This is a genomic window from Tardiphaga sp. GW821-FHT12E02, from assembly GCF_058807155.1.
Map to the genome: position 1 here is coordinate 272,585 of NZ_JBXAQK010000002.1, position 22,783 is coordinate 295,367.

Here is a 22,783-nt window from a genome sequence, read left to right on the forward strand (position 1 = left end):
TCGTGCCGCGGACAATAGACCGTAAATTCTGATATATCCTCAAGTATTTGTGGCGCGTGTAGTCAGGCGGCTTGGCGGGGAAGTTGAAGGACGTGATCAGGGCTGTTCGGCCAACGGGCGGCGAAACGCAGGGTATTTCAGCTCTGATCTGTTCCAGCCGTTCACGTCTTCAATCCGAGATGCAGCTTGTTGCATCGGGCGACAACCGCCAAGTCCGCCAACGCGCGGACAAAGTCTGGCCAGCACGCGTTAATTTGTTTCAGCTTTGGCTCTTTTCTGGTTGAGTTCAAATAATTGAGCCAGAATCTCGTCGTCCGAAAGATCCGCACTCCAACCATAAGCGGTTGCGACGGCAAGGTCCAACTCTCTATGTGCATGCTCTAACCAAGCTGGCCGCTCCGTATATAGATCGGTCAGAGTACGCTTTTTCAAAACTTTAAGGGCGTTATCATCTATTGGCATCACGCGCTCAGGAAATCCGCTTACAACCTCTGGCTCGCTTTTTGTGAGGCCTGTCGGATAAAGCCAATTCTGCCGAAGTTCGTTCAGGCGCGCGGCCTTCAACGCAATGTCGCTGGCGCGAGGATCGTTCTCATAGTCGGTCGGATCTAAATTCGGGGTTAGTCCTTCGGGAAATGGAAATGTCGAGAAAACGACCTCTTTCGAGTATGTGATGTCATTCCCAGCGCCGATCCATGCGCAAGTTCCTTTGGTCCACACGAAATGGAAGCGCGACTCCAGGATGCCAAAGAACGTCATGTCTGATCTATTAAAAACTACCAACTTTTGATCAGGTAAGACACTAGCGTCCAATAGCCCAAAATTACGAAAACTGGTGACCATGGGTGTAGCGATATAGGTCTTTAGATCGCTGAAGGCCTTTCTGAGCGCCGGTCGCGCCCTAGCGTGTAACCACCATCGCTCACGCTCGCTTTTTGCCCTAACCGCAAATTTTCCGGTGTCGTCGAGCCTCTGGCGATACGGTTTGACATGCTTTTCGACGTGAGCGAACGGTGCTGTAAAAAGCATAGAGTCCGCAAGAGATCGACTAGCTCCGAAATCAACGATCCATTTATCCGGCCGATCTCCATTGAAATCGTCGCCGTTAAGCGTTGGTCGCAAAACTTCTGAGTTGGGTAATCCATTCGGATTGAGAGGTTCGCAGAGCATCGATCGCGCAATCGGTCCACTTAACTCAAAATCGCCATTCAGAATAACGCCGACAAAAGAACACTTGTCGTTCTCATTCAGAGGTGTGGCTTGGCTTATATCAATTCCTGAACGGCGTGCCTGCAGATTAGGACCAATTTTTGTAACCGACATGCCGTCGAGATGAGCTGTCTCGCCCTGAGCTTTGTCAAAGGCAATCAACGAAACCCGCAATGATGCGCCATCAACGACCCAGGGCTCATCGCTCCATGCGCAGAATATGCGGCCATGATCCGTAACTTCCTTTAAGACCACTCTATTCGAGGCGCCACGGATCGAATTGGTCGTAACGAACCCAGCTTTCTCGACGAGGCCCGCTTCCACCAATTCCCATGCTTTGGCGATCCAATAGGCGACAAAATCAACGCCACCGGACACATGCGACCAGGTTTTGCGAAGGTCTTTAGTATAAGTCTCGCCCAACTCCCGGATCATCTTCTTGTTTCCAACGAAGGGAGGGTTACCGACGATGACGTTCGTTGCCGGCCATTCAGCTCTTGTGCCATCAGCTCCGATCAGTGCATCTCGGCACTCAATTGTCTCCATTGGCTTCAAGACAGGATTTTGAGCCGCGGGAAATCCATTTTTCAACATCCACTGAATTTCGCCAATCCAGACGGACACCCGTGCCAGTTCAGCCGCGTAAGCATTAATTTCGATGCCTTTGACAACCTCGGGACCAATCGAGGGGAAGCGGCGGGGAAGGCCCATCGCTTCCGCTTCAACTTGAGCGCGATGTTCCAAATCCTTCAGTTCCCGGAGTGCGATGTACAAAAAATTTCCGGAGCCACAGGCGGGGTCAAGAATGCGGAATTCTGCTAGGCGTTTTAGATATTGATCTAACAGACCTTGAGCATCTTTGCGGGCTATAGTTGATTGCCCAATAGCCGCTGAGGCAAGACGGCCGCCTTTAGTCTTTGCATCTTCGTCGAGCTTATTAGCTCGATCGATCAGGGCGGCTATTTCTGATTTGATGTCGGCCCATTCAGCAGCCAAAGGGTCCACCACCACCGGCCGAACTATCATCATAATCTTGTCGCGATCCGTATAGTGAGCACCGAGCTGGCTACGTTTATCGGGATCAAGGCCGCGTTCGAACAGCGTGCCGAGGATGGAAGGGTCGATGTCCCCCCAATATTGCCCAGCGGCTTTTCGAACAATGGCGATTTCGTCTTTTGTAAGCGCAAATACTTGATCGTCGTTGAACAAGCCGCCGTTGAACCATTTGACTTTCTCAAAGCCGACGCGACCGCCAGTTTTCATTGCAGCGAACAGCGTTCTAGCAAAGTCTTCGAATTCGCTGGTGTCCTCAATTGCGCGATCAAGCATCCGCGTGAACATTAGATCGGGAAGAAGCTTCACATCCTCCGCGAACATGCAGAACACTAGCTTGTTGATGAAATGGGCAACTTCCTCTGCAGCATGACCACGGAGACGAAGTGAGCGAGCTAAGTTGGCAAAGTCTCCGGCGACCTCTTCCGTAAGCTGTTGTCGTGTTTTCTTTGGTCGAAGCGCCTCTGGGTCGACAAAGGCTGACTTAAGCCAGCCGCGTTTTTCTGCGTTATCTAGCTCATTGATTGGAATAACGTAGGTCTGTGAGACCGAGTTCGTCCAATTCGTATGGATCCGGATGGTTGTTCCAATATCAGAGACAATTAGCAGGGGCGGATTGTCGAGCGCGACTGCATAGCGTTGCAACTGTGAGAAAGCTGTATCGAGGTTGGCGTGACTGCCTTTATACTCCCAACCAAAATGCTCGCGTTTGAAAACGTCCGCAAAGCCGCGGCCACCGGTGGTCTTTGTTGCGCCGACCTCAAAAGCATAGTCTAGCCCAGTTGCGTCTACTTCCGCCGGCGTCTTTTCTCCCAGTAAACGACATAGATCAATAAAATGCTCCTGCGCCGCGGCACGCTCTTTGAGTTTAGAGTTCTGCCATTTAGTGACAAATTCGTGCGGGGTCATAGACCTCTCCGGCGGGATGTTTTTGTGCTGCGATTCACTGAGTAAATAGGGACGGTCAGGATGTATTTCTGCCGTTCTCTACGGCTTGGCTGGGCCGGAGGCGTCCACCCAAAGATGCCATAGCGCTATTGCGCCAGGAGCATTCTTTGGAGGGGGCATATGGGCGTAGAGGAACGAGCGGCCGTGTGTCGAGCGTGCAGCGTCGCACAAAGTGCTTCCGAGAGAGGCGAGGGGAGTTTCTATGGAATACTTGGTGTTTTGTTTTGTTTGCGTCAGGTAAGGAGCCAGGCGGCTATTCACTGTGGATCCGTCACGAACGTACGCGATCATAAATGCCTCACGGCCTCCCCATCCGTACTCGCCATCGAGGAAGCGCAACACACCTTGGCTGCAGTAAAGGTTCTCACCTTTCTTCGCATCAATAAGCTTGGCTTCAGCAATCAACGGGAACCGGCGCGTTCGTGCGGTCAACTGGATTGAAAGATCGGGACGTTTTTCCAAGTGAGAGCCATCGAAGCTGAGGCTTTCTTTGCCCCTAGCTACCGATGCGACGAGTTGCCGCCAGATCGGGTCCGCATCAATCATGGCGTTTAGACGCGTCTCCAGTAGGGCGGTGATCTCGGCCTCGTCGCCCGATGCAATCGTAGTCGGAGCGATCTTACGGACCTCTTGGAATGCACTAGCGATGCCATCGGCAATAATATTAAGATAGATATCATCGATGGCGGCGAGAGGCAGATCAAGGCCCCGTGTCAGTTCTGCAATTTGATCTGGCCGCGTCACAGGCGCCAAATAGGTCATCTGGAAGTTGACCCTTTTAAGAGATCAATATGCGACCAGATTATATGTTGAGCCAGTAGGCGCGCCTGGGTGTCGCTCCAATATCGTTTCTGAGCAAGCTTTCCGATCAATAGTGCGCCACTTCGGCTCTCTATGATGGTTTCAGTGGCGGCGGTCGAGTCAGCGACCGACAATAGCCCTTCCCATTCTGGAATAATTCTTTCGTCCCACGAACTCTTGTTAGTTCTCAGGCATATGCCAAGCCAAGGTGACGCCGGACGATTGGCCGCTATTTCGAAGTACAACGGCCTTCCAAAGCGTTTGGCCCATGGATCGAGTTCAAGCCCGAGCTGCTCGCAAAACCTCATCACAGCGATGAGGTCTGGTCGTTCTTGCGCTGCAATTTTCGTCCTCGAAAATGGCAAGTTAAATGCGAGCGTGTCCGATATGATTTGAGCATCGTTCGCTCCAATGCCGTACAACTCAGCTACCCAACGATCAACGTCATCCCATTTGACTTCAGAGGACGTTAATCCGTCAAATAGCTGCGTTATCTGGCTCCGCTGGGACAGCGTCATCTTTCGGAAGTCTGGAAGCGGAATTTGATCGAGAGCCGTTTTTTCTACGACTTCTCGTTCAAAGCCAAACTCGCCGCTGGTTACGAGCGTAAACCAGAGGGCAAACTTGCTGCCAAGAACGAGTGCGAGATAACGAACAAACGTGCCTGCGTTTTGAACTTTGCCGGGGCTGTACCCGTAAAAAGTTTCATTATAAGCAACCCGTTTATCGGATACGGCCACGCGAATGCGACCAACGTCTGCTGGAGGCGATTTGTGTACAATTAGTAGTGGAGCCTCGAACAGTCTTGGGTCGCGTGGGTCATGTATTCGGTCACTTAGGAACGGAGACAGTCGCTTTGTGTCGATCAGAAGGTCTTCAATACTTTCGATCGTCACATCTGGCAGCCGATGCAAGTATGTTGCATCAGCTCCAGGCTTGCCGTCGCCCTTTTGCCTGGTCCGGCTGCTTGCTCGGAGTTTTTGATACCCGCTTCCTGAGCCAATCATTCGCCGCCGGTCGGATACTCCAATAGCATCGCGCCAAAACGTCTCAAGTGTCGGGAAGCCCTTCGTTCTGATGCGTTCGATCAAACCGAGGTCAGCTTTTGTACCGCGGAACAATATTTTTAGAATTTCAGGGGTTTCAATCAATTGTTGGACAGAGATTACATCCGCGGAGTGCGCGTCGATACGCATCGCGCCTGAAGCGTTGAGGGATGTTTCCAATCGGGGACTAATTAGGCGGAAGCCAGCGCCCGGTGGGGGCGCACGATTAGTGGCAATCAACAAGCAGAAAGGCGCTGAGATTTCTGGCCAAACCTTGGTCTGACGAAGCTCGACTCCATTGATGATCGAAGTGACGTCGAGCGCCTGAAACAGTGCGCGACGCGCTTCAACGGTGCCGTCACCCTGCTGAAAGAAGGTGCGTGCGTGGAGCGCAAATGCAATCTGCCCGCCAGGTTTGGCCCATTCCATCGCTCTCCAAACAAATGGTAGATCGAGTGCCTCGTTGGGAATTGGCGGCGCCATTTTTGTTCCAGTTCTCTCGCTTGCAATGCGGGAGACTGTCGATAGAACGGTTGACCAGTCTGGTAGCTTTGTGCCGGTCGCCCACGGGGGATTGCCGACAACAAGGTCGTATCTTTCACGGTGCTCGTCGCCGACTAACGGCCCCAGGCTGCCGAGAGAGCCGCTTGTCTCGTTTGTATCGGCGCAAACTCGAAAAAGGACGGTGCCTCGAAGGTCGTCAAATCGAAGCTTGTTGATTGGTTGAGGCTCTGGATCAAGCTCAATCGAAATCAAGTATAAAGCGAGCGCAGCAAAGCGGAGTGCCTGCTCGTTGATGTCAAATCCGGTGATCTGATGATAAAGGATTTTGCGTAGCTGTTGAGTATTTGGTCGCGTTCCGTCCGCGCGCCAACGGGCGCGAACCAGCTCGCGGAACGCAGTGAGCAAGAACACGCCGGCTCCGGCTGCTGGATCGAGGACGCGCGCATTTGCGCTAATTTCTTCACGATCGAGTGCAGCAAAGGAGGCGCGTACCAATAGGTCTGCTATTGATCTGGGAGTATAATACCCGCCTTCTTGCCTTTGTTTTATAGGAGCGTGGCTCCGCAAATACAGTTCGTATGCCTGACTAAGGACGCCTACCGGGATGTGTGCAAAATCCAGTTGATCCCAACGTTCTGTCCATCCCAGGAAGAGCTGTCCACCGGGAGCGCGCATCATGATGTTGCTCAGAACTCCAAAGGCGTCCGCAGGCAGCCGATCGAAAACGGCGTTCGACAGTGGGAGAAGGTCGCCGTTAAACGTCTTGTCAAGCCATAGGCATGTGGCCCGGGCGCGCTTAGCGTTGCTGAAAAGTGTCGCGGCAATCTCCGGTGCGAGCAAATCGGCAGAGAGAAGGTCGCGATCTCCTAAAAAGCGCGCAAACAAAGCTCGACCGACGAGGGAAATCGCATCGCCGTGATCCAGATTTAAATCGATAAGGCGGTCGATCGCTTCTGTTAGGAGATTAAGAACGACGTTTGAAATCCAGCCTTGCTTCGTGCGCGCGGCCTGAGGTCTGCGATTAGCCAAGTGGGGGAAAAGATCTTGGACTGATTGAGTCTCTCGATCAATATCCACGTAAGCTTCGGCAGGTGTTTTGTGATCTAATGCTAGTGCATAGGCGTCGAAACGGCCCGCGGAGACCACGCCAAGGTAGGGCGCATCGCCCCGCATGGACAGCAAACGACGTAGTCGGTGGATATCTGCGTCGCCGTTGATTTGGCTTGCGTCAACGAGAAATGCGAGCGGAGCGCCTTGCCACTCGTAGACTGCGCCGACAACTCCTAGAATTGAACCATTGCGACGCGCATTGACGATCGTGGCATATGGCAGAAGCTCGGGGCTTTCTGCATTGAGCGAATGCAGCGCCTGTTTATCGGCGCCAAAGTCCTTGAGCAGTTCTAGCCAATTAGTCATGGCCGCGCCCCCCTATACGGGTGCTCACGACTGCAAGTCCAAGTTCGTTTGTCGATCTCCGCCGAAGTGACCTTGGCGCGTAGCGCCGCGGGGTTTCTTTGTCGGCGACACCTTCGCTATGGCCGAGCGGTAGTTAACCCCGTTAGATGCCATCTCGCCCACAAGAACAGCAACAAGAGCGATATGTTGCGGGAGCTCTCTACTTGCGTAATTTGTAATTGAATTGGGGTTCATTCCGATAAGGTCGGCGAAACCGCGAACGCTTAGGCCGGCGCGCTCAAGCTCAGCGAGAAATTCAGCGTACGGCACCGCTCGCTCCAACACAGATTTTGATGTGTGATAGCACATAGAATACTGTGTGCAACTGATGATTTTTCCGTTTGACAACTTATTGTAGGTCGCGCGGCTGCTCTAGACTTGTAAATCTCAACCACGTTCAAATCATTCAAGCGGTCCGCGGCAAAAACAGGAGTCGTCATCAGCTTTCAAAAAATTCGCAGGTCCGCGAGGACCCCGACCGCAACAAATACGTCACGAACGATTGGCCCTGCCGACGCTTTGCCAACTTATGAAGGCCATAGCCGCTTTTGCTGATGAAAGGCTCCCCGCGAAGACCGCCGCAATCAGTTTTCCCGAGTTAAAAACCATGATTTTGTGCAGTTTTCCTTATTGTTGAACTTTTTTTCAGCATCACTGTTTCGGCCAGACTGTTATCGGCCACTCCGTCTCGAGAATGTCGCCCAAGCCGATCATTAGCGCTTTGATCCGTCGGTTTCGCAGACCGAGCCGCTGAACAAGATGTTCAGGTCGTACAATGGGTACTTCCCGGATGTTTCTGGTCGTGCTCGTTCGCTCCGTTTTCCCGGTTGGTCCGCGCTCTGTCGTGGTACTGTGATCTTTGTCGACGATTTCGCGTTTCCCGATCATCTTCTCAGAGAGCGCGATCGCCTCAGCACCGGGCGCCTGGGCACAGATGATGTTGGTCGCGAACCGTTGGAGCATGCTCTCCGCCGCGTCGCCGTAGATCCGGCGCAGCTGGGCCGCATCTTGCACGGCGGCGATGGTCGATGCGCCTTTGTTTCTTCCCGTATCCAGCAATTCAGGCCAGCGCCTAATGTGGCCCAATGCCGGCGCCTCGTCGATCACGAAACTACGCGTGCGAGTCTGGCTAACACCAAGAGCAGGATCACCGAAGGCGCCAGTGACCACGTCCATAACCATGCCGATCCATGCGGCGCTCATATCGGGATGCCGTCCAGACCGCTGCACGATCACCACACGCGGTTGGCGAACCGTGGCGGAAGCCGAAGGTCCAGTGACCCATTCCGTAAACGAGAAATGGCGCGTTGCGGGAATGCCGTCCCAAGCCAACGCAAGTGGACGCAACACGCGAAGCACACTCGCTCGGAACGTCAACAGAAAGGAAACGCTGGTACGACTGAGTTCTCCCGACGAGCTATCGTATTCGATGAGCTTTGCCGCCGGGGCATAGTGGTGCTCGAATTGCTGTTTAAGTTGTTTGGGATCTCGCAGGCAAGCTTTATACAGCTCTGGAGCGCCCCACGAAGTTCCGCGTTCAGCTTTGCATATGATCATACAGCCCGCGTACATCGTCGAGCCGCCCTTCCCCCAGATGGCGTCGCCGGTCTGCAGCACCGCCTGATCGGCCGCAGTTTCGCAATCCCGATCATCGCGCAGATCCTGGCCCATACTCCAGGCCCAACTGCCCGCGCGGTCAGGATTTATCGCTGCAAACTCGTCCCGCGCCATCGGGAATCCCTCGAGAATTTCCCCAGTCGTATCATGCACGAACATGGCGTTATCGCTATTCGGATGCCGCTTCAGGCGTTCGATTAACTGATTGAGAAGATAAAGGATTATGCGTGTTTTCCCGGACCCGATCGCTCCGAATAGAAGCACGTTACGAACTTCACGTCGCCGGGCGATGCATAATCCCGGCGCCAATTGTATCGTACGATCGTCATCCCGACCTTCATCGTTAAATAATTGTCTGCCGGCTGCTAACGCTGCCTTTCCGCGGAGCAGTTGAAGACCTGCGTAATGTTCACGCGTATCGACGATAGGTGTGATCGACTTCCGAATCCGGAAGCCGCATACCGCAGACATCAAGATTGCGAACACGCTGCAAAACAATCGAGGAAAAAGGTCGCGCTGCAGGTCATCGTGCGTAAATGCTTCACTTACACCGTTTGCCAGCCAGGCATGCCAAAGATCCCCGATGGCCATGGCGACATCATTATCTAGCTGCCACGCGGTCGGCGGCAGCACGATAAAAGAGATGAAAATCGATACAGCACTTGCCAACAATGCCATCATCAATCCGTTGATAAATGCCGGCGTCGATGGCCGAGCTTCGTATTTGGCGAGCATCCTCAGTTCTCCAAACGGCCGCGATAGCGCCACACCGCTAATTGAGCGTTAGTGGGGACAAATTTCGTTGGAAGATGGCGATTGGTACGTTGTAAACTCTCGAGCGGAATATTCAGCTTTTGGGCGATCCATTCCCAGTTTAAGTCTTGCGTGGGATAGTAAACGCAACCATCAGTGTAGATGCTGAGCCGCTTACATACTGGCCAATTGGCGGTCGTGGCCGATCGCACAACCTCCACGCGGCTGAGCCCCCACTTCGCCGCCGGCACTATGAGTACGCCGACACTGCCGAACAGAAGCGACAGGATGATTGTCGTGATCAGCGACTGCGCCGTCGCCGATCTCTCGCCCCACCAGGCGTGTAAGGTTAGCCGGCGCTTGGTCTGACTGGCCGTTCCCTCGCTCTTGGGCACAGATAACTGAATTTCGGGCGCAATCGATGCGACGATGTCTCGGTACTGATCGAGCTTGAGGCGATTGAGCATGCGCGGAGGGAGCCGAAGGAACTCCTCCGGCGTCAACTTCTTCAATCGCTTGACAAGATCCTCCGACGCCTTTTTTGAATCGGCCTTAACCTGGTTCATGTTGTTTTGGAAAGTGGAGCGGCGATCAGGCATGACCGTCATCCGACAAGATCGGCAAGACGCGCTCGATCTCTTCCAAGATCTTCCCGCTCCACTCCGCCACGTCTTTCACGAACAGCTTCGCTTCGTCCCGGTGACCGCCGACGCGCCGAATGGCTTCGGCATAATTGTCAGCATGCCAGCCGATGATCGTCGACGGCAAAGCGTGCATGCGCTCATAGATTGCCATCGACTTCGGCTGCATCTTCGACATCCGAATGACGGGGTACTTCTTGAATGCGCTCTGGAAGGCCTTTCGCATTCCGCTGTCCAGGTACCGTGCTGCATTTTCGGGATCGCCGACAAACGCGTTTGACACGATCACGGGGCGCGCATTGGGCATATTGCGTTCAAGCCGACCCAACTCGCGCAGCAGCTGAGTGGCGGAATCCTCTCCGGCTTTGCAGAGCACGAAGGCGACGACGTTGAGATGCAGCGCGTCAATATCTTCGGCGAGATCAAGATCGGTGATCCCAGCGTGGAATAGGCCCGCCATGGCGCCGCCAACCTCCAACAGGCTCGATCGACCCGTCTCGGGCATCCCGGTGACAGAGCGGTACCAGGGCGCAATGATATCGGCCGCGATAAGTTCTTCGGCGCGGCTCTGGCGATTCTGAACGGCAAGGGAGACCACGTCCTGGCCGCTCTTGGCCGCCAGCTTTCCCTTCGTGTCGATCTGATAAAGATCGAGTTCTTTGCCGTAGAGATAGAACGCATTTGCGAGTTGGACCCCAAACTGGGTCTTTCCAACGCCTCCGTCATCCGCAGTCACGATAAGCGCGACCGGCGATGCGGAATTCATGAAGTTTGGCTCCTGAACGATCAATTGGGGCTCCTGTTTCCTATGACAGGCTTGCTTACTCCGCACTGGCGAGCTGAAGTCGGCAACAAAACGAGGCAAATAACGCATACCTTTGAGTTACTTAGGTCGAGACGGCGGGCGGCTATCGCTTGATAAATTCCGCCTCGCGCCCAATGCCTCATCGCGATTTGGTAAAAGCTTTCTCAAGCAGACCGATCCCGCGCGTGAAGCCCGACTTCAATGCTGTAAGGACCGTGTGCAGGCGACCGTTTTGTACGATCTCGACAGCAGGCTGTTGAACCAAGTCGATTCTCATCGTTCCGCGCGCAATTAACAAAGTCAGTCCACGTTTTTCCGCTGCATCTATCGCCGTGATCAATTCGTTTTTGCCTAATGCACTCGACAGATGATAGCGGATCATGGTTGAAACCAGATCGCGCGTGTCCCCTGTCTGAGATCCATCCATGACCTGCCGAGTCAGCGCATACAGATTCGAGGACAACGTGGCGCCAACACCAGCGTTGATGCGCCCAATGAAGCGAGCGAGCTCGAACAGCTCCGCAAAGAATGCGATATGTTGCGGCCACAAGATGACAGGATTGATATCGGCGTAGATGGCGATCTCGGCCAGATTGCCGACGCTCATATCGTACCAAGCGGACGCGTAGCCACGCTCGATGACGTCACGGGCTCGCATCTCTGCAGCGGCCCTCGAGGCGGCGTCGCCCGATTTGCTCAGGATGACTTGCGCTTCTTCCCAAGACGCGGTGACCCGTTGGGCACGAACATAGGCCTTGCCAACGAGCGCGACAGACGACAGTTCGGCAGTGGCGCGAACACGATTGTTTGCGACCTGGGCGCCAACAGGAATATCTTTAAATTTCTGCTTTGCCCACCCAGCTATTTCGCTTTCGGTATCGAAAAGCGTGACATCACTGATGTGCGCCATCCCTAATCGACGCAGGTGGTCGTAAGACATACCGGCGGCATCGGCTACGTCATCACGCGCCTTTGTGGCATTGCCGTAAAGAACGTTGAGGCTATGGTAAGTGCATAAAGCGTGGACCCCTAACACCATGCGAAGCTTTTGCAAAAACTCCCGCGGTGGAAAGCGGCCGTCGCTCTCTTTCGTCACTCGATCCGGCGCCAGGATCGGCGCGATTATATCCGAGACCACACCGGGCACCTTGATTGGATGGCCCATTTGGCGAACAATCACCTCATCTGCACCCACCCTACCTGCCCGCTTCCTTACGTTCTTCCGACGCTCGCGGGATGCGTTCCGTCTTTCAGATCGGCTCATTGAGCCACTGCGCTTTTTCATCTTCTCTCCCGAGCATTTCTAACGGTTGCGTCATTAATTGCTGCAAGCACATGCGTGCTAACGCTGCCTTCATCGCTTGCGATCGAACGGTCAGATCGATTCGATCGGAGGAATCGGATCGTTTCGGGAGCTAGTTGGATCGACTTCGTCAAGAACGATGCCAGCAACATCGGAAAAGCCTGCCTCGATCATCACGCGTTCCTGATACTGGAAGCGCGCTTCCAACAGATCGCCATCGACATCATCGTCGAATGCACTGAGGGGCTGATCTGAAGACGTCCTTTTGAGCTCCGCAAAATTTGAAAAGCCGTACAAACGGGAGATCAAATCCAGGCATGCGGTGTAAGAGACATCGTATTTCAACCTCTTGAGTACCTTCTTCAAGCGCTTCGCTTGCCGCTTAACGTTCCAGACAGTGGTATAGAAGCGCATCGTTTGCTCCATGAGGCTAGGAGGTCAGAACCGCGTTGCAGGCGACGCACATCAAGTCCGAGTTCGGCTTCGCCCAGGCATTCATGCTGCAAACCGGGCAGCGATACCGTGTCTTGCTCAAGTTCTTCTGCAAAGCAGCGCCCCCAGCGCCTGCGAGATCCCGCTCGACGAACGCCAGCTCAAAACCCTTTGCGATCAGACGACCAGCGGCGCGATCAAACAAGCCGCGGGCTTCGATGTAGTGGCTCATTCGCGGACCGGTCATCTTGCCGCCGGGGCGCCCGGTATGGCTCGGGATCAATCCGATCTCGCGCATCTTCCTCGCCCATTCCATATTGTGGTATGCGGAGCGTGACGGCTTACCAAAATGCTGCTGCCACTGATGCGCCTGCTCATGCGCCAACGTCGAAAGAACATCCTTCGTGCTGCTGCCCGCAAAGTATGTCGGGTTGAGCGCGATTTCGTCGGTCAAGTGAACGCCGTCGGAGGACTTGAAGCGTCTTCCTGAAAAGTAACCGAGCGAATGTTTGCGGCGTTGCAGAGTGATCAAACAGGGCGGCAACGCCCCCGCAAAAAGCTCACGATTGAACGCTTTCCACGCTTGTCTAAGAGGTCCGTAAGACTGCGGGGTGGGGTCGATATTCTTTACGGGCTGCGTTTTGACCACATGCGTGACGTTGTGGGTAGTAGGCATGGCTGCTGCCGTGTTCGTCAACGGAACGGTAACCGCAGATGCATTATGTCTATGCGACATGTTCGACACTCGGGCTGTTTGTTTACCGTGTCGACGCACAATCGCGTTCGACCCCGCGATAACAGCAGATGCCGGAGTGATTAGGCAGGTGACCTGGTCGGGGGAGAAACTGACGTCCGAAAATGAATTTACGGGGTGATTTATGGGGCTACGACTTCCGATTTATCCGTACTACGCCGCTCAAGGAAAGACCGGAGTAAAATTCGAGCCTACCTCTTTTCATAATCAAACGGCATTCGACGAGATGCAGCACTTTGCAGATTATTTGTCCGAACCCGTAATCCGTAAGGTTGCTTTCAACATCATTCCACCCGTGGGAAGCCTAAGTGTCCCTGCTAAGGGCTGGTTTAAACCAGCGGCGTTCGACAGGGATGACACGGATCACACTGGTCTTGCTGACCTAATGGCGAAAGTCGGGAAACACGGAATGATCCTCGTCCCTGACGTCACTCACATTATAGGTAAGGAAGAGGATCGTCCGCCAAGCCGCGCTACTCGCGAACTCATGACCAGATTCGACTCGGAAGACATAGAGGTGCTGCCGCTGGTTTTAAAACTACGCACGCGCCGTTATGATCTCACCAAGTTTCCAGAATTCTTTGCTCGCAACCATACACCGAGCCCTGAGATTTTCGAACTCATGCCGGAGATTGCGCGAGCAACTGTCGACTATTTACAACGCGCAGTCGGATCGGGAAACGGTCTGAGGCATTCGCCGTCGAGGCGATAGCTCTAAGGGCGGGCGTCCATTCCCCAAGGCCGGCACGGAGTCGGGCGACGTCGCTTGGGATGCGATGTCGAACGAAATGTGCTCCCAACGGTCGAAGGTTTGCAACATCGCCTCCGGCAGCCCATCAGGATCGTTGAGGGCGCTCATTGGTCAGCCCGCGCTTGGACTCTGTGACTGGAAGGTGCAAGTAAAAGACATTTTTGGTCCCTTCTGGTATCCCTACCGCGGATATATTGATGTTGGAAAAGCCCCTCATCGACCAAGGGCTGGAAGTGCTAATCTTCTCGGCGAGAAGCGATCGTGCCAGTCTCCGAGAAAGCGACAGCGCCCGACTTCCTGCCGGCGGCCGCTATGCATCAAAATCGCCACGACGAAATAATTAGCTCTGACAATTACTCCCCCGACCCAGTCACCTCCCTAACTTCAGAGCGGTCGATATCCTCCGCGCCATCAAATCTGTATCGCGACAGGCGGTCTCGCGAAAGCGCGGGCGCGGTAATTCGATTTGGGGAAGAGGACTTATGACTGACAGCAAGGCGCGCTCAAAAGGCTCGCGTCACCAGAAAAAATCGGCGGAGGCAAATCCGGCCGCATCGCTCGACGGGCGGCCCGAATTGATCGTCAATGCAGCAGATTTGCCGGCAACCGCTGCGGACCTCTCCCACCGCCTCGCGGCAACTGGCAGGCTTTTTCAGCGGGGAGCAGCATTAGTAAAGCTTGTCAAGACCTCCGACGATTGCTCGATACTGCCGCTAACCCCGCACGACGTGATCAATTATACACATTCGGTCTGCAGGCCTGTTGAACAGAAAATCGTTGGCGGTGAAGTCGTTAGCAAACCAGTTACACTTTCGACGTCGGTTGCACGTCTGTATTTGAATCGCCACGACGGTTGGGGCTTGAATGAGCTCAATGGAATTTGCAGAGCACCAATTCTTTCGAACGACGGCTCCATCCGTATAGCTGAAGGCTTCGATCCGGAAACGCGGTTTTGGTGTTTTGGGATCGATATGCCGCCCATTCCAGATCGGCCGTCCGAGAAGCAAGCCAAACAGGCGCTCATCCGCTTGCGCGCTACGTTTCAGACGTTTCCTTTTGCCGACGCCGCTACCACCACGATTTCACATAAGGGAAAGATCGTGGATCCGAAGGATGCGCCCAAAATTGACGAATCGACCTTTTTGATCGCGCTTATGACTGCGGTATGCCGCCCCAGTTTGCCGTTGGCGCCTGGATTTATAATTCGCGCACCGCAGCTTTCCGGTGCTGGTACGGGAAAGGGTCAACTCGTCCGGGCGATCGCACGGATCGCGTATGGCATCACGCCAACCCCTTTCACAAGCTCTGGCGATAGATCCGAACTGGACAAAAGGCTGACGGCTGCGATTGTGGCTGCTCAGCAGTTGATCTTTATCGATAACGTCAATGCGGAGGTTCTTCGTTCCAATCTACTCGCCCAAGTGGTCACCGAAAATCCGTGTTCCATCCGTCCGTTCCGCGAAAACACGAAGCTTGTTCAGATCCCGACCAATACATTTCTTGCGATAACTGGAAACGCGCTACGAGTGTCAGAAGACCTGGCGCGGCGCTTCCTCGTCGTTGATCTCGATGCGGGATGCGAAGATCCAGAACTCCGCCCTTTCGCTAATGAATTCGGGATTAGTATCCAGAACCGGCAGCACGAGCTATTGGCTGCAATCCTTACAATCTGGCGATGGGGGCGCCAGAATGACCTCAAGCGAGGCTTGCCGCTCGGAAGCTTTGAACGGTGGTCTAGCTGGTGCCGCGACCCTCTGACTGCGCTTGGCTGCGCCGATCCTGTCAGACGGATTAGCGAGATCAAACGTGAAGATCCGCGTCGCGTTCAGGTGGTGGAGTTCCTAACGCTCTGGCATGAACTGTATGGGGACCGTTCGATCAAGGTCAAGCAGCTCGATATCCGCTTGAGGATGCTTGCCGATCCCCAGGGCGCCGGTAGTCGTCAAAGTCTCGCTAGCTTTGTGGCTAATTTGGCCGGTACGAGGGCAGCTGGCTATGTCATGACGCGAAATGTACCTGTCGGCGTTTGGGGAACATCGAGTTACGCTGTCAAGAAGACCGAATGATCGCTGGCGTGCATTGAATTGTTTCGTACGAAACAAATGAAGGCGAGATCCCGAACACAGTGATCGAGCCCCATTGGCCAGACGTCGCGTCAATAGGGGCCATAGGGGCCATAGGGGACTTAGGGTCCGGCATTTGCAGTCCGAAGAGATGCCGAGCGCTTGCTTATCAATTATTTCTAGGGTGGGAAGAGCCAAGGTCAGAATGCGATTGAGCCCGATGCATCCAGTTCGGTCGGATGAAGATGTCTCTTCTGCGGATAATCCCGCATCCCACAATTGTTAATCGACCACTCGGCGAACGGCGCGCGTTCGAGACATAAAGGTGAGGATTTCCTTCTTCGCGCTTGAGCTGTCTTGAGCATGGCTTGGCGCCACAATCTTGTTTGACGCAATGGGCATAGAAGATTTCGCAATCGACGCGGTCTTAGCCGTCTTTCTTGGCTGAGCCGACCTAGTAAGTTTGGCCTCCGTGGGCGGAGTTTTAGCCGTGTGAGCCTTCGGCGACCGCCGCGACGGGCCAGCGCCGGGGCCATCAAAATCCCGTTTGGCAGAAGACTTGGCGCGCTCGCGCCAAACTGTCGATGACAGCGTTCCAACGGCGAACTGTTTGTCGCCCTTGGCGGTTATCTGGGCGCCAGCCAAGGCTTGAGCCATATCTGACCAACTCATGCCTCGATGCTCGGCTGCAGCAAACCACGACAGGTGCCGACGAACGAGCCGCGCCAACTTCATCTTTCCTCCGCCAGGAAGATAAAAGTCCAACTGCAGGGCTCCCAATTCAAGTTCGATACTCTTATTTCTGCACATATTACGGACTCCGTATCCGATTCAACAATAAAACTTTGCAGTTGCTTCTGCAAATTGATGCAAATCAATGCATGTTCAGCATAGAAAAGCAGAAGTTTGCAGAACTCACACCTGTGCATCATCATGCGGAGGTAAAATGATAAGGGTGAATTGCTGGTTGATAGATTCTTCGATGCGTCAAACTGGGCAGGCAGCACGTTCTAGTTTCCGGGCAGAATGAGCGCAATGGCGGATGCGCCGCGGGTGACGGTTAGACGACGCCAGGCGCCAAATTGACGATAGTTCTAACTTGGAAACAGCAATATCCCCGGCCGGCGTGGCGCCAGCCGGGGTGCAGACGCCTGTTGGATTTACTTGCGGCCTTCGTGTTCCCAATGAGCGGTGATATCCGCGCCAGATTTTGTCAGATGTACATGCTGGTCGACGTGGTCGATCCAGGCGACCGGGATAAAGTGATGATGGTCCCCATCCGGCGAACTTTGTTTCGTCAGCTTGATTTTGTCGCCTCCATCTAGATGATCGACCTTGCCGACGGTCTTTTTGTCGGATGAAATGACGTCCATGTGCTCTTTGATTTGCGAAGTGTCCGGCATTGATAATCTCCTGTGAGTTTGGGATCCAGAAACGCGCCACGGTCGGTAAGGTTGCTTAGCCGGTTAGCCGGTTTATCTGCGCGCGGGTCCGCGCTGCCGCTCCAGGCGGGCTGAGGATAATGATGGCTGCATGGTTCTATATCCTCATCCCGAGCGTTGCCGTCGTGCTGGGGGCTGCTTTCGCGCTCTGGCGGCAACCGACGCCCGTGATCGCCGCTGCGATTCAGCATTTCGCGGCGGGGGTCGTGTTCGCCGCCGCGGCTGGGGAACTCCTGCCCGACATAAAACATCGCCAGTCGGTCTGGGCGGTCATCCTTGGTGGAGTCGCGGGCATCGTTCTCATGCTCCTGATCAAACGTCTGGGCGAAAAGGCGAAAGGTACCCTTGGCTTGGTGATCATGGTCGCCGTGGACATTTTCATCGACGGACTCGTCCTCGGGATTGGATTCGCCGCCGGCGCCAGACAGGGCTTCCTTTTGACGGTAGCGCTCACGATCGAAGTGCTTTTTTGGGGCTGTCGCTCACCGGCGAGTTATCTGAATCCATCCGGCAACCGACGAGGGTACTTTCCATTATCGCGGGCCTTGCGGTGCTGTTGCCGATCGGGGCGGCCGTTGGCATCCCTGTCAGCCATCTGCCGAATTTCTGGATTGCGGCATTCTTTTCCTTCGGTTTAATTGCCCTGCTATACCTCGTTACCGAGGAACTTTTGGTGGAAGCTCATTCTGGTCCTGAAAAGCCATGGGTAACCAGCCTTTTTTCGTAGGGTTTCTGCTGATTCTACTGTTGGACGAGCTCGCGGGTTGACCGACAAGCCTATTTCGTACCGGAGATGCAGTGCAAACAGACCGTTTGAGAACGTGGCTTTCGAAGGTCGCATTTGAGGCCGCGTTCGCCGTAGCGCTGGCGGCGGCCCTTGCAGTCGGTACGGGCGGCACAAGCGCGCTGTTTTTTCGGTACCTTGCGGGCGTAAGCGGGCTCGGCTCGCTGGTGCAGGCCACGGTGGCCATTCTTCGGAAACAACCGCTCACGCAGCGGGTTGCCGAGTGGGACGAAGCCATCGTGCTTGCGACGATGGCGGCCGGAGCGCACCTGATCGCGACTTACCTTAACAAGGCTACATGAAGTAGGTGACGCCCATAGCGACTGCCGCAGCCGCCATGATCGTCGTCGCTACCCATCCCAGTCCCGTCAGCCAGAAGCCTATCGTGAACTCACCCATGATCTTCGAATTGGCTGCCATCAGCATCATCAGTCCCATCACAGGAATTGCCACGATTCCGTTGATGACGGCGCACCAATACAGTGCTTTGATGGGATTGATCGGCGCAAAATTCAGGAGGATGCCGACGGCTGTCGCCATCACGATGGTTGCGTAAAATGCCGCCGCCTCCCTGGGCTGCCGAGCGAGGCCGATGGGCCACCTGCGGGCTTCGCCGATGGCATACGCCGCCGATCCCGCGAGGACGGGAATTGCCAGCAGCCCGGTACCGAGAACGCCCAGCGCGAAAATTGTCGCGGCGTGGTTGCCGGCGATCGGACGCAACGCCTCCGCGGCCTGGGCGGAGGTCTCGATGTCCGTCACGCCCGACACATTGAGAGTGGCCGCGGTCGTCAATATGATGGCCAGCGCGATGAAGTTGGAGACGCCCATGCCGACCAGGGTATCGATCTCGATCCTCTTGATGGCATCTGGGCCCTGTTGCGGCGCCCGTTTAAGTATCTGACGCTCGGGCACGGCGCGTATGTCCTCAGCCTCCTGGGATGCCTGCCAGAACAGCAGGTAAGGACTGATTGTCGTCCCAAAGACGGCTACGACAGTCTGGATATATTCGGTCTTCCAAGTGATGGATGGCAGCACCATCTGGCTCAGCGCTTCGCTCCAGTGCACGTCGACCATAAACAGCGTCGCTACGTAGGCAAGTAGCGCGAGCGTCAGCCATTTCAGATAGGATACATACCGTGTGTACTGCAGCAGCACCTGCAATCCGATGCACGCGCTACCGAATAGGACAACGTAGAGCGTTTTCGGTCCGCCAAGCACCAGACTGGTGGAGTCGGCCATGGCGCCCAGGTCGGCGCCGATATTGATGATGTTCGCGGTCGCGAGCAGCGCCACGAATATCTGCAGGAGCCAGTTCGGATAATGCTGTCGCAGGTTGCCCGCCAAGCCGCGGCCCGTCGTCCGGCCGATCCGCCCGCTTATCATTTGGACGGCTGACATCAGCGGATAGGTGAAGAGCATCGTCCAGCTAAGCGAGTAGCCGAACTGTGCGCCGGCCTGGCTGTATGTCGCGATGCCGCTGGGATCGTCGTCGGAGGCACCGGTGATCAGCCCGGGACCCAAGACGTCCAGAAAGCGGGGCTTGCTTTGGCCAACAACCGGACTAGGCGCTGTCGTCGGGCCTTCATGCATTGGGCTCGTCTCGGGCATGCGTCTCCTGCGTACGGAATGCGGTCGGTATCGTGAGCATCCGACCGGCCGTTGAGGCGTGGACTTGCTTCAGTCGTCGAACTAGCAAACTGTGATTCGTCAAGGTCCTGCAAGGTTTTCAACGATGCCCCCGGCGCAACGGACCATCTTCATCCTCGGCGTTCTGGCGGCAACAGCCTTGACCGCGACGATTGCAGGCATTCTTCTTCACCGCGTATTTCCGGATCACCCATGGATCACCATAATAGGTCCCGTCGGCGCCGCAGGGACGATCATCGGATTGAGCCGAATCCTGGGGCGTAGGTAACGGGCCGGTCATGCTTGACGTTGCATCATACGGCGGCCTGGCGCGGATCTGGATGACCGCTCGTCACAACGGAAGCGCGCAAGGTTCCGAAATGTGACCAACATTGTAATAGTGTTCGCGTACGGAATTTGCTAACCCGACGCCATGGAACGTCGGGTCGGTCATGAAATGCCTAGATTGCGAACGCCGGGATTTCGCCGGTCGTTGCTGATGTTTCTTGCTTTCGCCTACCTTTTCGTCGGTCTCGCCCATGCAGACGCCAGCACCGATGAAGTTGTCATTGCTGCCACCTCGTCTGATTCCGGCAACATGCTAGGCGACGGGGCGTATGAAGGCAGCCCGAAGAAGTTGGGCGTTGCGGCAGGACATTGCTGCGTCTCCGCGCCGGTCGTGATGCCGGTTCTCCATTTGGATGGCCGCCCCCTCCGCGTCCCGGTTACCCTGTACCCTGCCTAGTTTATGCTCCCATTCGCAACTCACCTCGGCTTGATACGCCGCCACCTAAACGTTCCGCCCGAACATTGCCGCCGCGCGGTCCGACCGCGTCGCCTTCGTGCTTTTCAGGTCTTCGTATGTTTTCCTGGGCGTCGCGCTGAAAGGTCGTAGGAACGCTAGGTTCTCGCAATCCGGACGTCGGCTCTACGTCATAGCTCTGTGCGGGACTGCGGTCGTCGCTGCCGCGGGCGGCGCCTTGGCGGAAAGAAACGAAGGCGACGATCGTCGGTTTGGGTGCCACAACTTGTCGAAAGTTCGCAGAGGATGTGAGAAGTAATTCTCCCGTTCGCAGGGGTTACATGGCGTGGGCGCAGGGCTTCATGAGCGATACTATCGAGCAGACTGGCGGAGGGCGTTGTCGGTCTGGATCTCGCCCCGGCGACGTTCGATCGGGTCAGTCAATTGCACTCTCTTGAGAAAATTGCGCGCGGAACGCGTCTGCGGATTTTTGGACACCGTGGGAGCACTTACAAAAGGCTGCGAAAGGAGGGCATGACGTGAAACTGGGAGGACACAGAGAGGGGCTGTTTTGCCGGCAAGGCCTCGATCATGAGGGGCGCCTTGCAGCACGAGCGGCTTTGTTTCGCTCCGAGGGGATAGATCCGCGCATTCTGTTCGTCGAAGATGGAAACTTCCCTCCGGAGCATGCCGATGCCGAGGACGTCGGTAGCTCGGCGACGGGCGGCGGGGTGACGGTTCGCAGCCCCGCAGACTCCGAAAAGATCCGCGATCAGATTTTTCAGGCTCGGCCGCCGGGTAGCCAGTGTGAAGCCGATCGAATCGAGACCGGCGGCGTCGACGGGGATGTTTTGCCGCCATTCACCCTAAATGCCATCCGGCAAACCCGTCCGCCAAGCCCTCTTCAAGAACGGAAAAGGATTGGGAAGTGAATCGGATACCCTTCAATCTTGCGGCTCGTCCTACGATGGCAAACGTCGCTTTGTTTTTTCTCATTTTCGTGCTGGGAAGCGACGCTGCAATCGCGTCTGCCACGATCGGGGACGCCGGCGGAACCACAAGGTTCGACGTTGCGCTGCTGGTGCGAATAGGCGTTGCGGTGGCGCTGGCTTTCCCGATCGGGTGGGAGCGCGAGTTTCGGGGGTCGGAAGCCGGCGACCGCACCTTCATGCTTGTAAGCCTGGGAGCGGCCGCCTTCACGGCCGTTGGCGTCGAGAATTTCCCGGCCAGCGCGGAAAAAGTGATGGCAGGCGTGGTGACCGGCGTGGGCTTTCTGGGCGGCGGCATGATCCTCAGGGACGGGGGTGCCGTCCGAGGCTTGACCACTGCGGCGGCAATCTGGTCGACGGCCGCGGTCGGTATGCTTGCGGGCGTCGGCGAGCTTCTGATTGCCGCGCTCGTTACCGTGATGGTGGTACTCATTCTGGAATTTGAATACCTGCCCGTTGTAGGCCGGCTCGACGCCCGTCGCTGGCGGCCGAAGAAGATCAAGCCGGAAGGAGAGCCCAACGAATTTTGACTTACGTTACGTGGCCGGGCAGCGCCCGCACCAATTCACACCAGCGTTCCGTCCAACAACCAGCGGGAGAACAAGATGGGTTTCGACCAATACCACGAACCGGCGAACGAACTTTCGCAGGAGATGCGCACCTTTGCACGCATGATCACGTCGCTGATCGAAGAAGCGGAGGCCATCGGCTGGTACGAACAGCGCATGTCGCTTGAAAAGGATAAGGAAGCGAAAGCGATTATGGCCAACGCGCAGAAGGAAGAATTCAAGCATTTCGGAATGAATCTGGAATTTCTCCTTCGCCGCAGCAAGGATTGGAGGACCGAACTTCAAGGCATTCTCTTCACGGAAGGCGATATCGTCGAACTTGCTGAAAAAGCCGAAAAGAAGGTCGACTAGAGTGTCTCGGAAGGTCGTCCCCACGGAAACGAGCACGACTTGCGGCGGAAGCGCGCTTGGCAAGCAGGAGCGATCTTGGCCGAACGCCAGCGGTATCCGGGGCGGTCCACACCCTCGCGAACACCGGAGCCGGCCGCACGTC

18 protein-coding genes and 1 pseudogene are annotated in these 22,783 nt (G+C 55.5%); 7 read left to right on the forward strand and 12 right to left on the reverse strand.

The features are described from left to right. Nucleotides 1-249: 249 nt before the first annotated feature. The 9 genes from AC1RQ5_RS28805 to AC1RQ5_RS28845 form a co-directional block, all read right to left on the reverse strand. Nucleotides 250-3,171 (reverse strand): class I SAM-dependent DNA methyltransferase, encoded by a 2,922-nt coding sequence (locus tag AC1RQ5_RS28805; RefSeq protein WP_493204106.1) that lies wholly within the window; start codon nt 3,169-3,171, stop codon nt 250-252. A gap of 78 nt (nt 3,172-3,249) precedes the next feature. Next, nucleotides 3,250-3,972 carry a hypothetical protein gene (locus AC1RQ5_RS28810; RefSeq protein WP_493204107.1) on the reverse strand — a complete coding sequence of 241 codons (723 nt, stop codon included), beginning with the start codon at nt 3,970-3,972 and terminating at the stop codon, nt 3,250-3,252. Next, on the reverse strand, nt 3,969-6,977 hold the full coding sequence (locus AC1RQ5_RS28815; protein WP_493204108.1) for an HsdM family class I SAM-dependent methyltransferase: 3,009 nt from the start codon (nt 6,975-6,977) through the stop codon (nt 3,969-3,971). The genes AC1RQ5_RS28810 and AC1RQ5_RS28815 overlap by 4 nt, the downstream gene beginning before the upstream one ends. 690 nt (nt 6,978-7,667) lie before the next feature. Then, the gene (locus tag AC1RQ5_RS28820) at nt 7,668-9,368 is read right to left on the reverse strand and encodes a type IV secretion system DNA-binding domain-containing protein (protein WP_493204110.1); all 1,701 of its coding nucleotides are present in this window, start codon (nt 9,366-9,368) and stop codon (nt 7,668-7,670) included. Between the two features lie 2 nt (nt 9,369-9,370). Continuing rightward, nucleotides 9,371-9,985 (reverse strand): hypothetical protein, encoded by a 615-nt coding sequence (locus AC1RQ5_RS28825; protein WP_493204112.1) that lies wholly within the window; start codon nt 9,983-9,985, stop codon nt 9,371-9,373. Further along, complete coding sequence (locus AC1RQ5_RS28830) at nt 9,978-10,793, reverse strand: hypothetical protein (protein WP_493204114.1); 816 nt, start codon at nt 10,791-10,793, stop codon at nt 9,978-9,980. The genes AC1RQ5_RS28825 and AC1RQ5_RS28830 overlap by 8 nt, the downstream gene beginning before the upstream one ends. Before the next feature lie 178 nt (nt 10,794-10,971). Further along, entirely contained in the window at nt 10,972-12,117 is a 1,146-nt protein-coding gene (locus AC1RQ5_RS28835; RefSeq protein WP_493204116.1) for a hypothetical protein, read from the reverse strand. Between the two features lie 90 nt (nt 12,118-12,207). Then, the gene (locus AC1RQ5_RS28840; RefSeq protein ID WP_493204118.1) at nt 12,208-12,549 is read right to left on the reverse strand and encodes a glyoxalase superfamily protein; all 342 of its coding nucleotides are present in this window, start codon (nt 12,547-12,549) and stop codon (nt 12,208-12,210) included. 16 nt (nt 12,550-12,565) lie between these two features. Then, nucleotides 12,566-13,243, reverse strand: a complete 678-nt coding sequence (locus tag AC1RQ5_RS28845) for a SprT-like domain-containing protein (protein WP_493204120.1) — start codon at nt 13,241-13,243, stop codon at nt 12,566-12,568. 202 nt (nt 13,244-13,445) lie between these two features. On the opposite strand from AC1RQ5_RS28845, the gene AC1RQ5_RS28850 reads away from it, so the two are divergent. Then, complete coding sequence (locus AC1RQ5_RS28850; protein ID WP_493204122.1) at nt 13,446-14,033, forward strand: hypothetical protein; 588 nt, start codon at nt 13,446-13,448, stop codon at nt 14,031-14,033. Nucleotides 14,034-14,554: 521 nt separating this feature from the next. Then, the gene (locus AC1RQ5_RS28855; RefSeq protein ID WP_493204123.1) at nt 14,555-16,138 is read left to right on the forward strand and encodes a hypothetical protein; all 1,584 of its coding nucleotides are present in this window, start codon (nt 14,555-14,557) and stop codon (nt 16,136-16,138) included. Between the two features lie 279 nt (nt 16,139-16,417). On the opposite strand, the gene AC1RQ5_RS28860 is transcribed toward AC1RQ5_RS28855, so the two are convergent. Beyond that, nucleotides 16,418-16,900 carry a hypothetical protein gene (locus AC1RQ5_RS28860; protein ID WP_493204125.1) on the reverse strand — a complete coding sequence of 161 codons (483 nt, stop codon included), beginning with the start codon at nt 16,898-16,900 and terminating at the stop codon, nt 16,418-16,420. A 395-nt stretch (nt 16,901-17,295) separates the two neighbouring features. Next, complete coding sequence (locus AC1RQ5_RS28865) at nt 17,296-17,538, reverse strand: DUF2171 domain-containing protein (RefSeq protein WP_493204126.1); 243 nt, start codon at nt 17,536-17,538, stop codon at nt 17,296-17,298. Between the two features lie 122 nt (nt 17,539-17,660). Between AC1RQ5_RS28865 and AC1RQ5_RS28870 the strand changes: the two are divergent. Both AC1RQ5_RS28870 and AC1RQ5_RS28875 read left to right on the forward strand, forming a co-directional pair. Next, nucleotides 17,661-18,345, forward strand: a pseudogene (locus tag AC1RQ5_RS28870) (ZIP family metal transporter). 30 nt (nt 18,346-18,375) lie between these two features. Further along, nucleotides 18,376-18,663 (forward strand): hypothetical protein, encoded by a 288-nt coding sequence (locus AC1RQ5_RS28875; RefSeq protein WP_493204128.1) that lies wholly within the window; start codon nt 18,376-18,378, stop codon nt 18,661-18,663. Here AC1RQ5_RS28875 and AC1RQ5_RS28880 read toward each other — a convergent pair. Beyond that, nucleotides 18,656-19,972, reverse strand: a complete 1,317-nt coding sequence (locus tag AC1RQ5_RS28880; protein WP_493204129.1) for an NRAMP family divalent metal transporter — start codon at nt 19,970-19,972, stop codon at nt 18,656-18,658. The two genes, AC1RQ5_RS28875 and AC1RQ5_RS28880, sit on opposite strands and share 8 nt — an antisense overlap. 1,299 nt (nt 19,973-21,271) lie before the next feature. Between AC1RQ5_RS28880 and AC1RQ5_RS28885 the strand changes: the two genes are divergently transcribed. The 3 genes from AC1RQ5_RS28885 to AC1RQ5_RS28895 all read left to right on the forward strand — a co-directional run bounded on the left by AC1RQ5_RS28885 (nt 21,272) and on the right by AC1RQ5_RS28895 (nt 22,641). Beyond that, the gene (locus AC1RQ5_RS28885) at nt 21,272-21,664 is read left to right on the forward strand and encodes a hypothetical protein (RefSeq protein WP_493204131.1); all 393 of its coding nucleotides are present in this window, start codon (nt 21,272-21,274) and stop codon (nt 21,662-21,664) included. Nucleotides 21,665-21,699: 35 nt separating this feature from the next. Then, complete coding sequence (locus tag AC1RQ5_RS28890; RefSeq protein WP_493204132.1) at nt 21,700-22,251, forward strand: MgtC/SapB family protein; 552 nt, start codon at nt 21,700-21,702, stop codon at nt 22,249-22,251. 75 nt (nt 22,252-22,326) lie between these two features. Further along, nucleotides 22,327-22,641, forward strand: a complete 315-nt coding sequence (locus AC1RQ5_RS28895) for a ferritin family protein (RefSeq protein WP_493204134.1) — start codon at nt 22,327-22,329, stop codon at nt 22,639-22,641. Nucleotides 22,642-22,783 lie beyond the last annotated feature (142 nt).

Coding starts and splice junctions, on each gene's coding strand:
- AC1RQ5_RS28805 (WP_493204106.1), bottom strand. CDS start 3,171: ATGACCCCGCACGAATTTGTCACTAAATGGCAGAACTCTAAACTCAAA.
- AC1RQ5_RS28810 (WP_493204107.1), bottom strand. CDS start 3,972: ATGACCTATTTGGCGCCTGTGACGCGGCCAGATCAAATTGCAGAACTG.
- AC1RQ5_RS28815 (WP_493204108.1), bottom strand. CDS start 6,977: ATGACTAATTGGCTAGAACTGCTCAAGGACTTTGGCGCCGATAAACAG.
- AC1RQ5_RS28820 (WP_493204110.1), bottom strand. CDS start 9,368: ATGCTCGCCAAATACGAAGCTCGGCCATCGACGCCGGCATTTATCAAC.
- AC1RQ5_RS28825 (WP_493204112.1), bottom strand. CDS start 9,985: ATGCCTGATCGCCGCTCCACTTTCCAAAACAACATGAACCAGGTTAAG.
- AC1RQ5_RS28830 (WP_493204114.1), bottom strand. CDS start 10,793: ATGAATTCCGCATCGCCGGTCGCGCTTATCGTGACTGCGGATGACGGA.
- AC1RQ5_RS28835 (WP_493204116.1), bottom strand. CDS start 12,117: ATGAAAAAGCGCAGTGGCTCAATGAGCCGATCTGAAAGACGGAACGCA.
- AC1RQ5_RS28840 (WP_493204118.1), bottom strand. CDS start 12,549: ATGCGCTTCTATACCACTGTCTGGAACGTTAAGCGGCAAGCGAAGCGC.
- AC1RQ5_RS28845 (WP_493204120.1), bottom strand. CDS start 13,243: ATGCCTACTACCCACAACGTCACGCATGTGGTCAAAACGCAGCCCGTA.
- AC1RQ5_RS28850 (WP_493204122.1), top strand. CDS start 13,446: ATGGGGCTACGACTTCCGATTTATCCGTACTACGCCGCTCAAGGAAAG.
- AC1RQ5_RS28855 (WP_493204123.1), top strand. CDS start 14,555: ATGACTGACAGCAAGGCGCGCTCAAAAGGCTCGCGTCACCAGAAAAAA.
- AC1RQ5_RS28865 (WP_493204126.1), bottom strand. CDS start 17,538: ATGCCGGACACTTCGCAAATCAAAGAGCACATGGACGTCATTTCATCC.
- AC1RQ5_RS28880 (WP_493204129.1), bottom strand. CDS start 19,972: ATGCCCGAGACGAGCCCAATGCATGAAGGCCCGACGACAGCGCCTAGT.
- AC1RQ5_RS28890 (WP_493204132.1), top strand. CDS start 21,700: ATGGCAAACGTCGCTTTGTTTTTTCTCATTTTCGTGCTGGGAAGCGAC.
- AC1RQ5_RS28895 (WP_493204134.1), top strand. CDS start 22,327: ATGGGTTTCGACCAATACCACGAACCGGCGAACGAACTTTCGCAGGAG.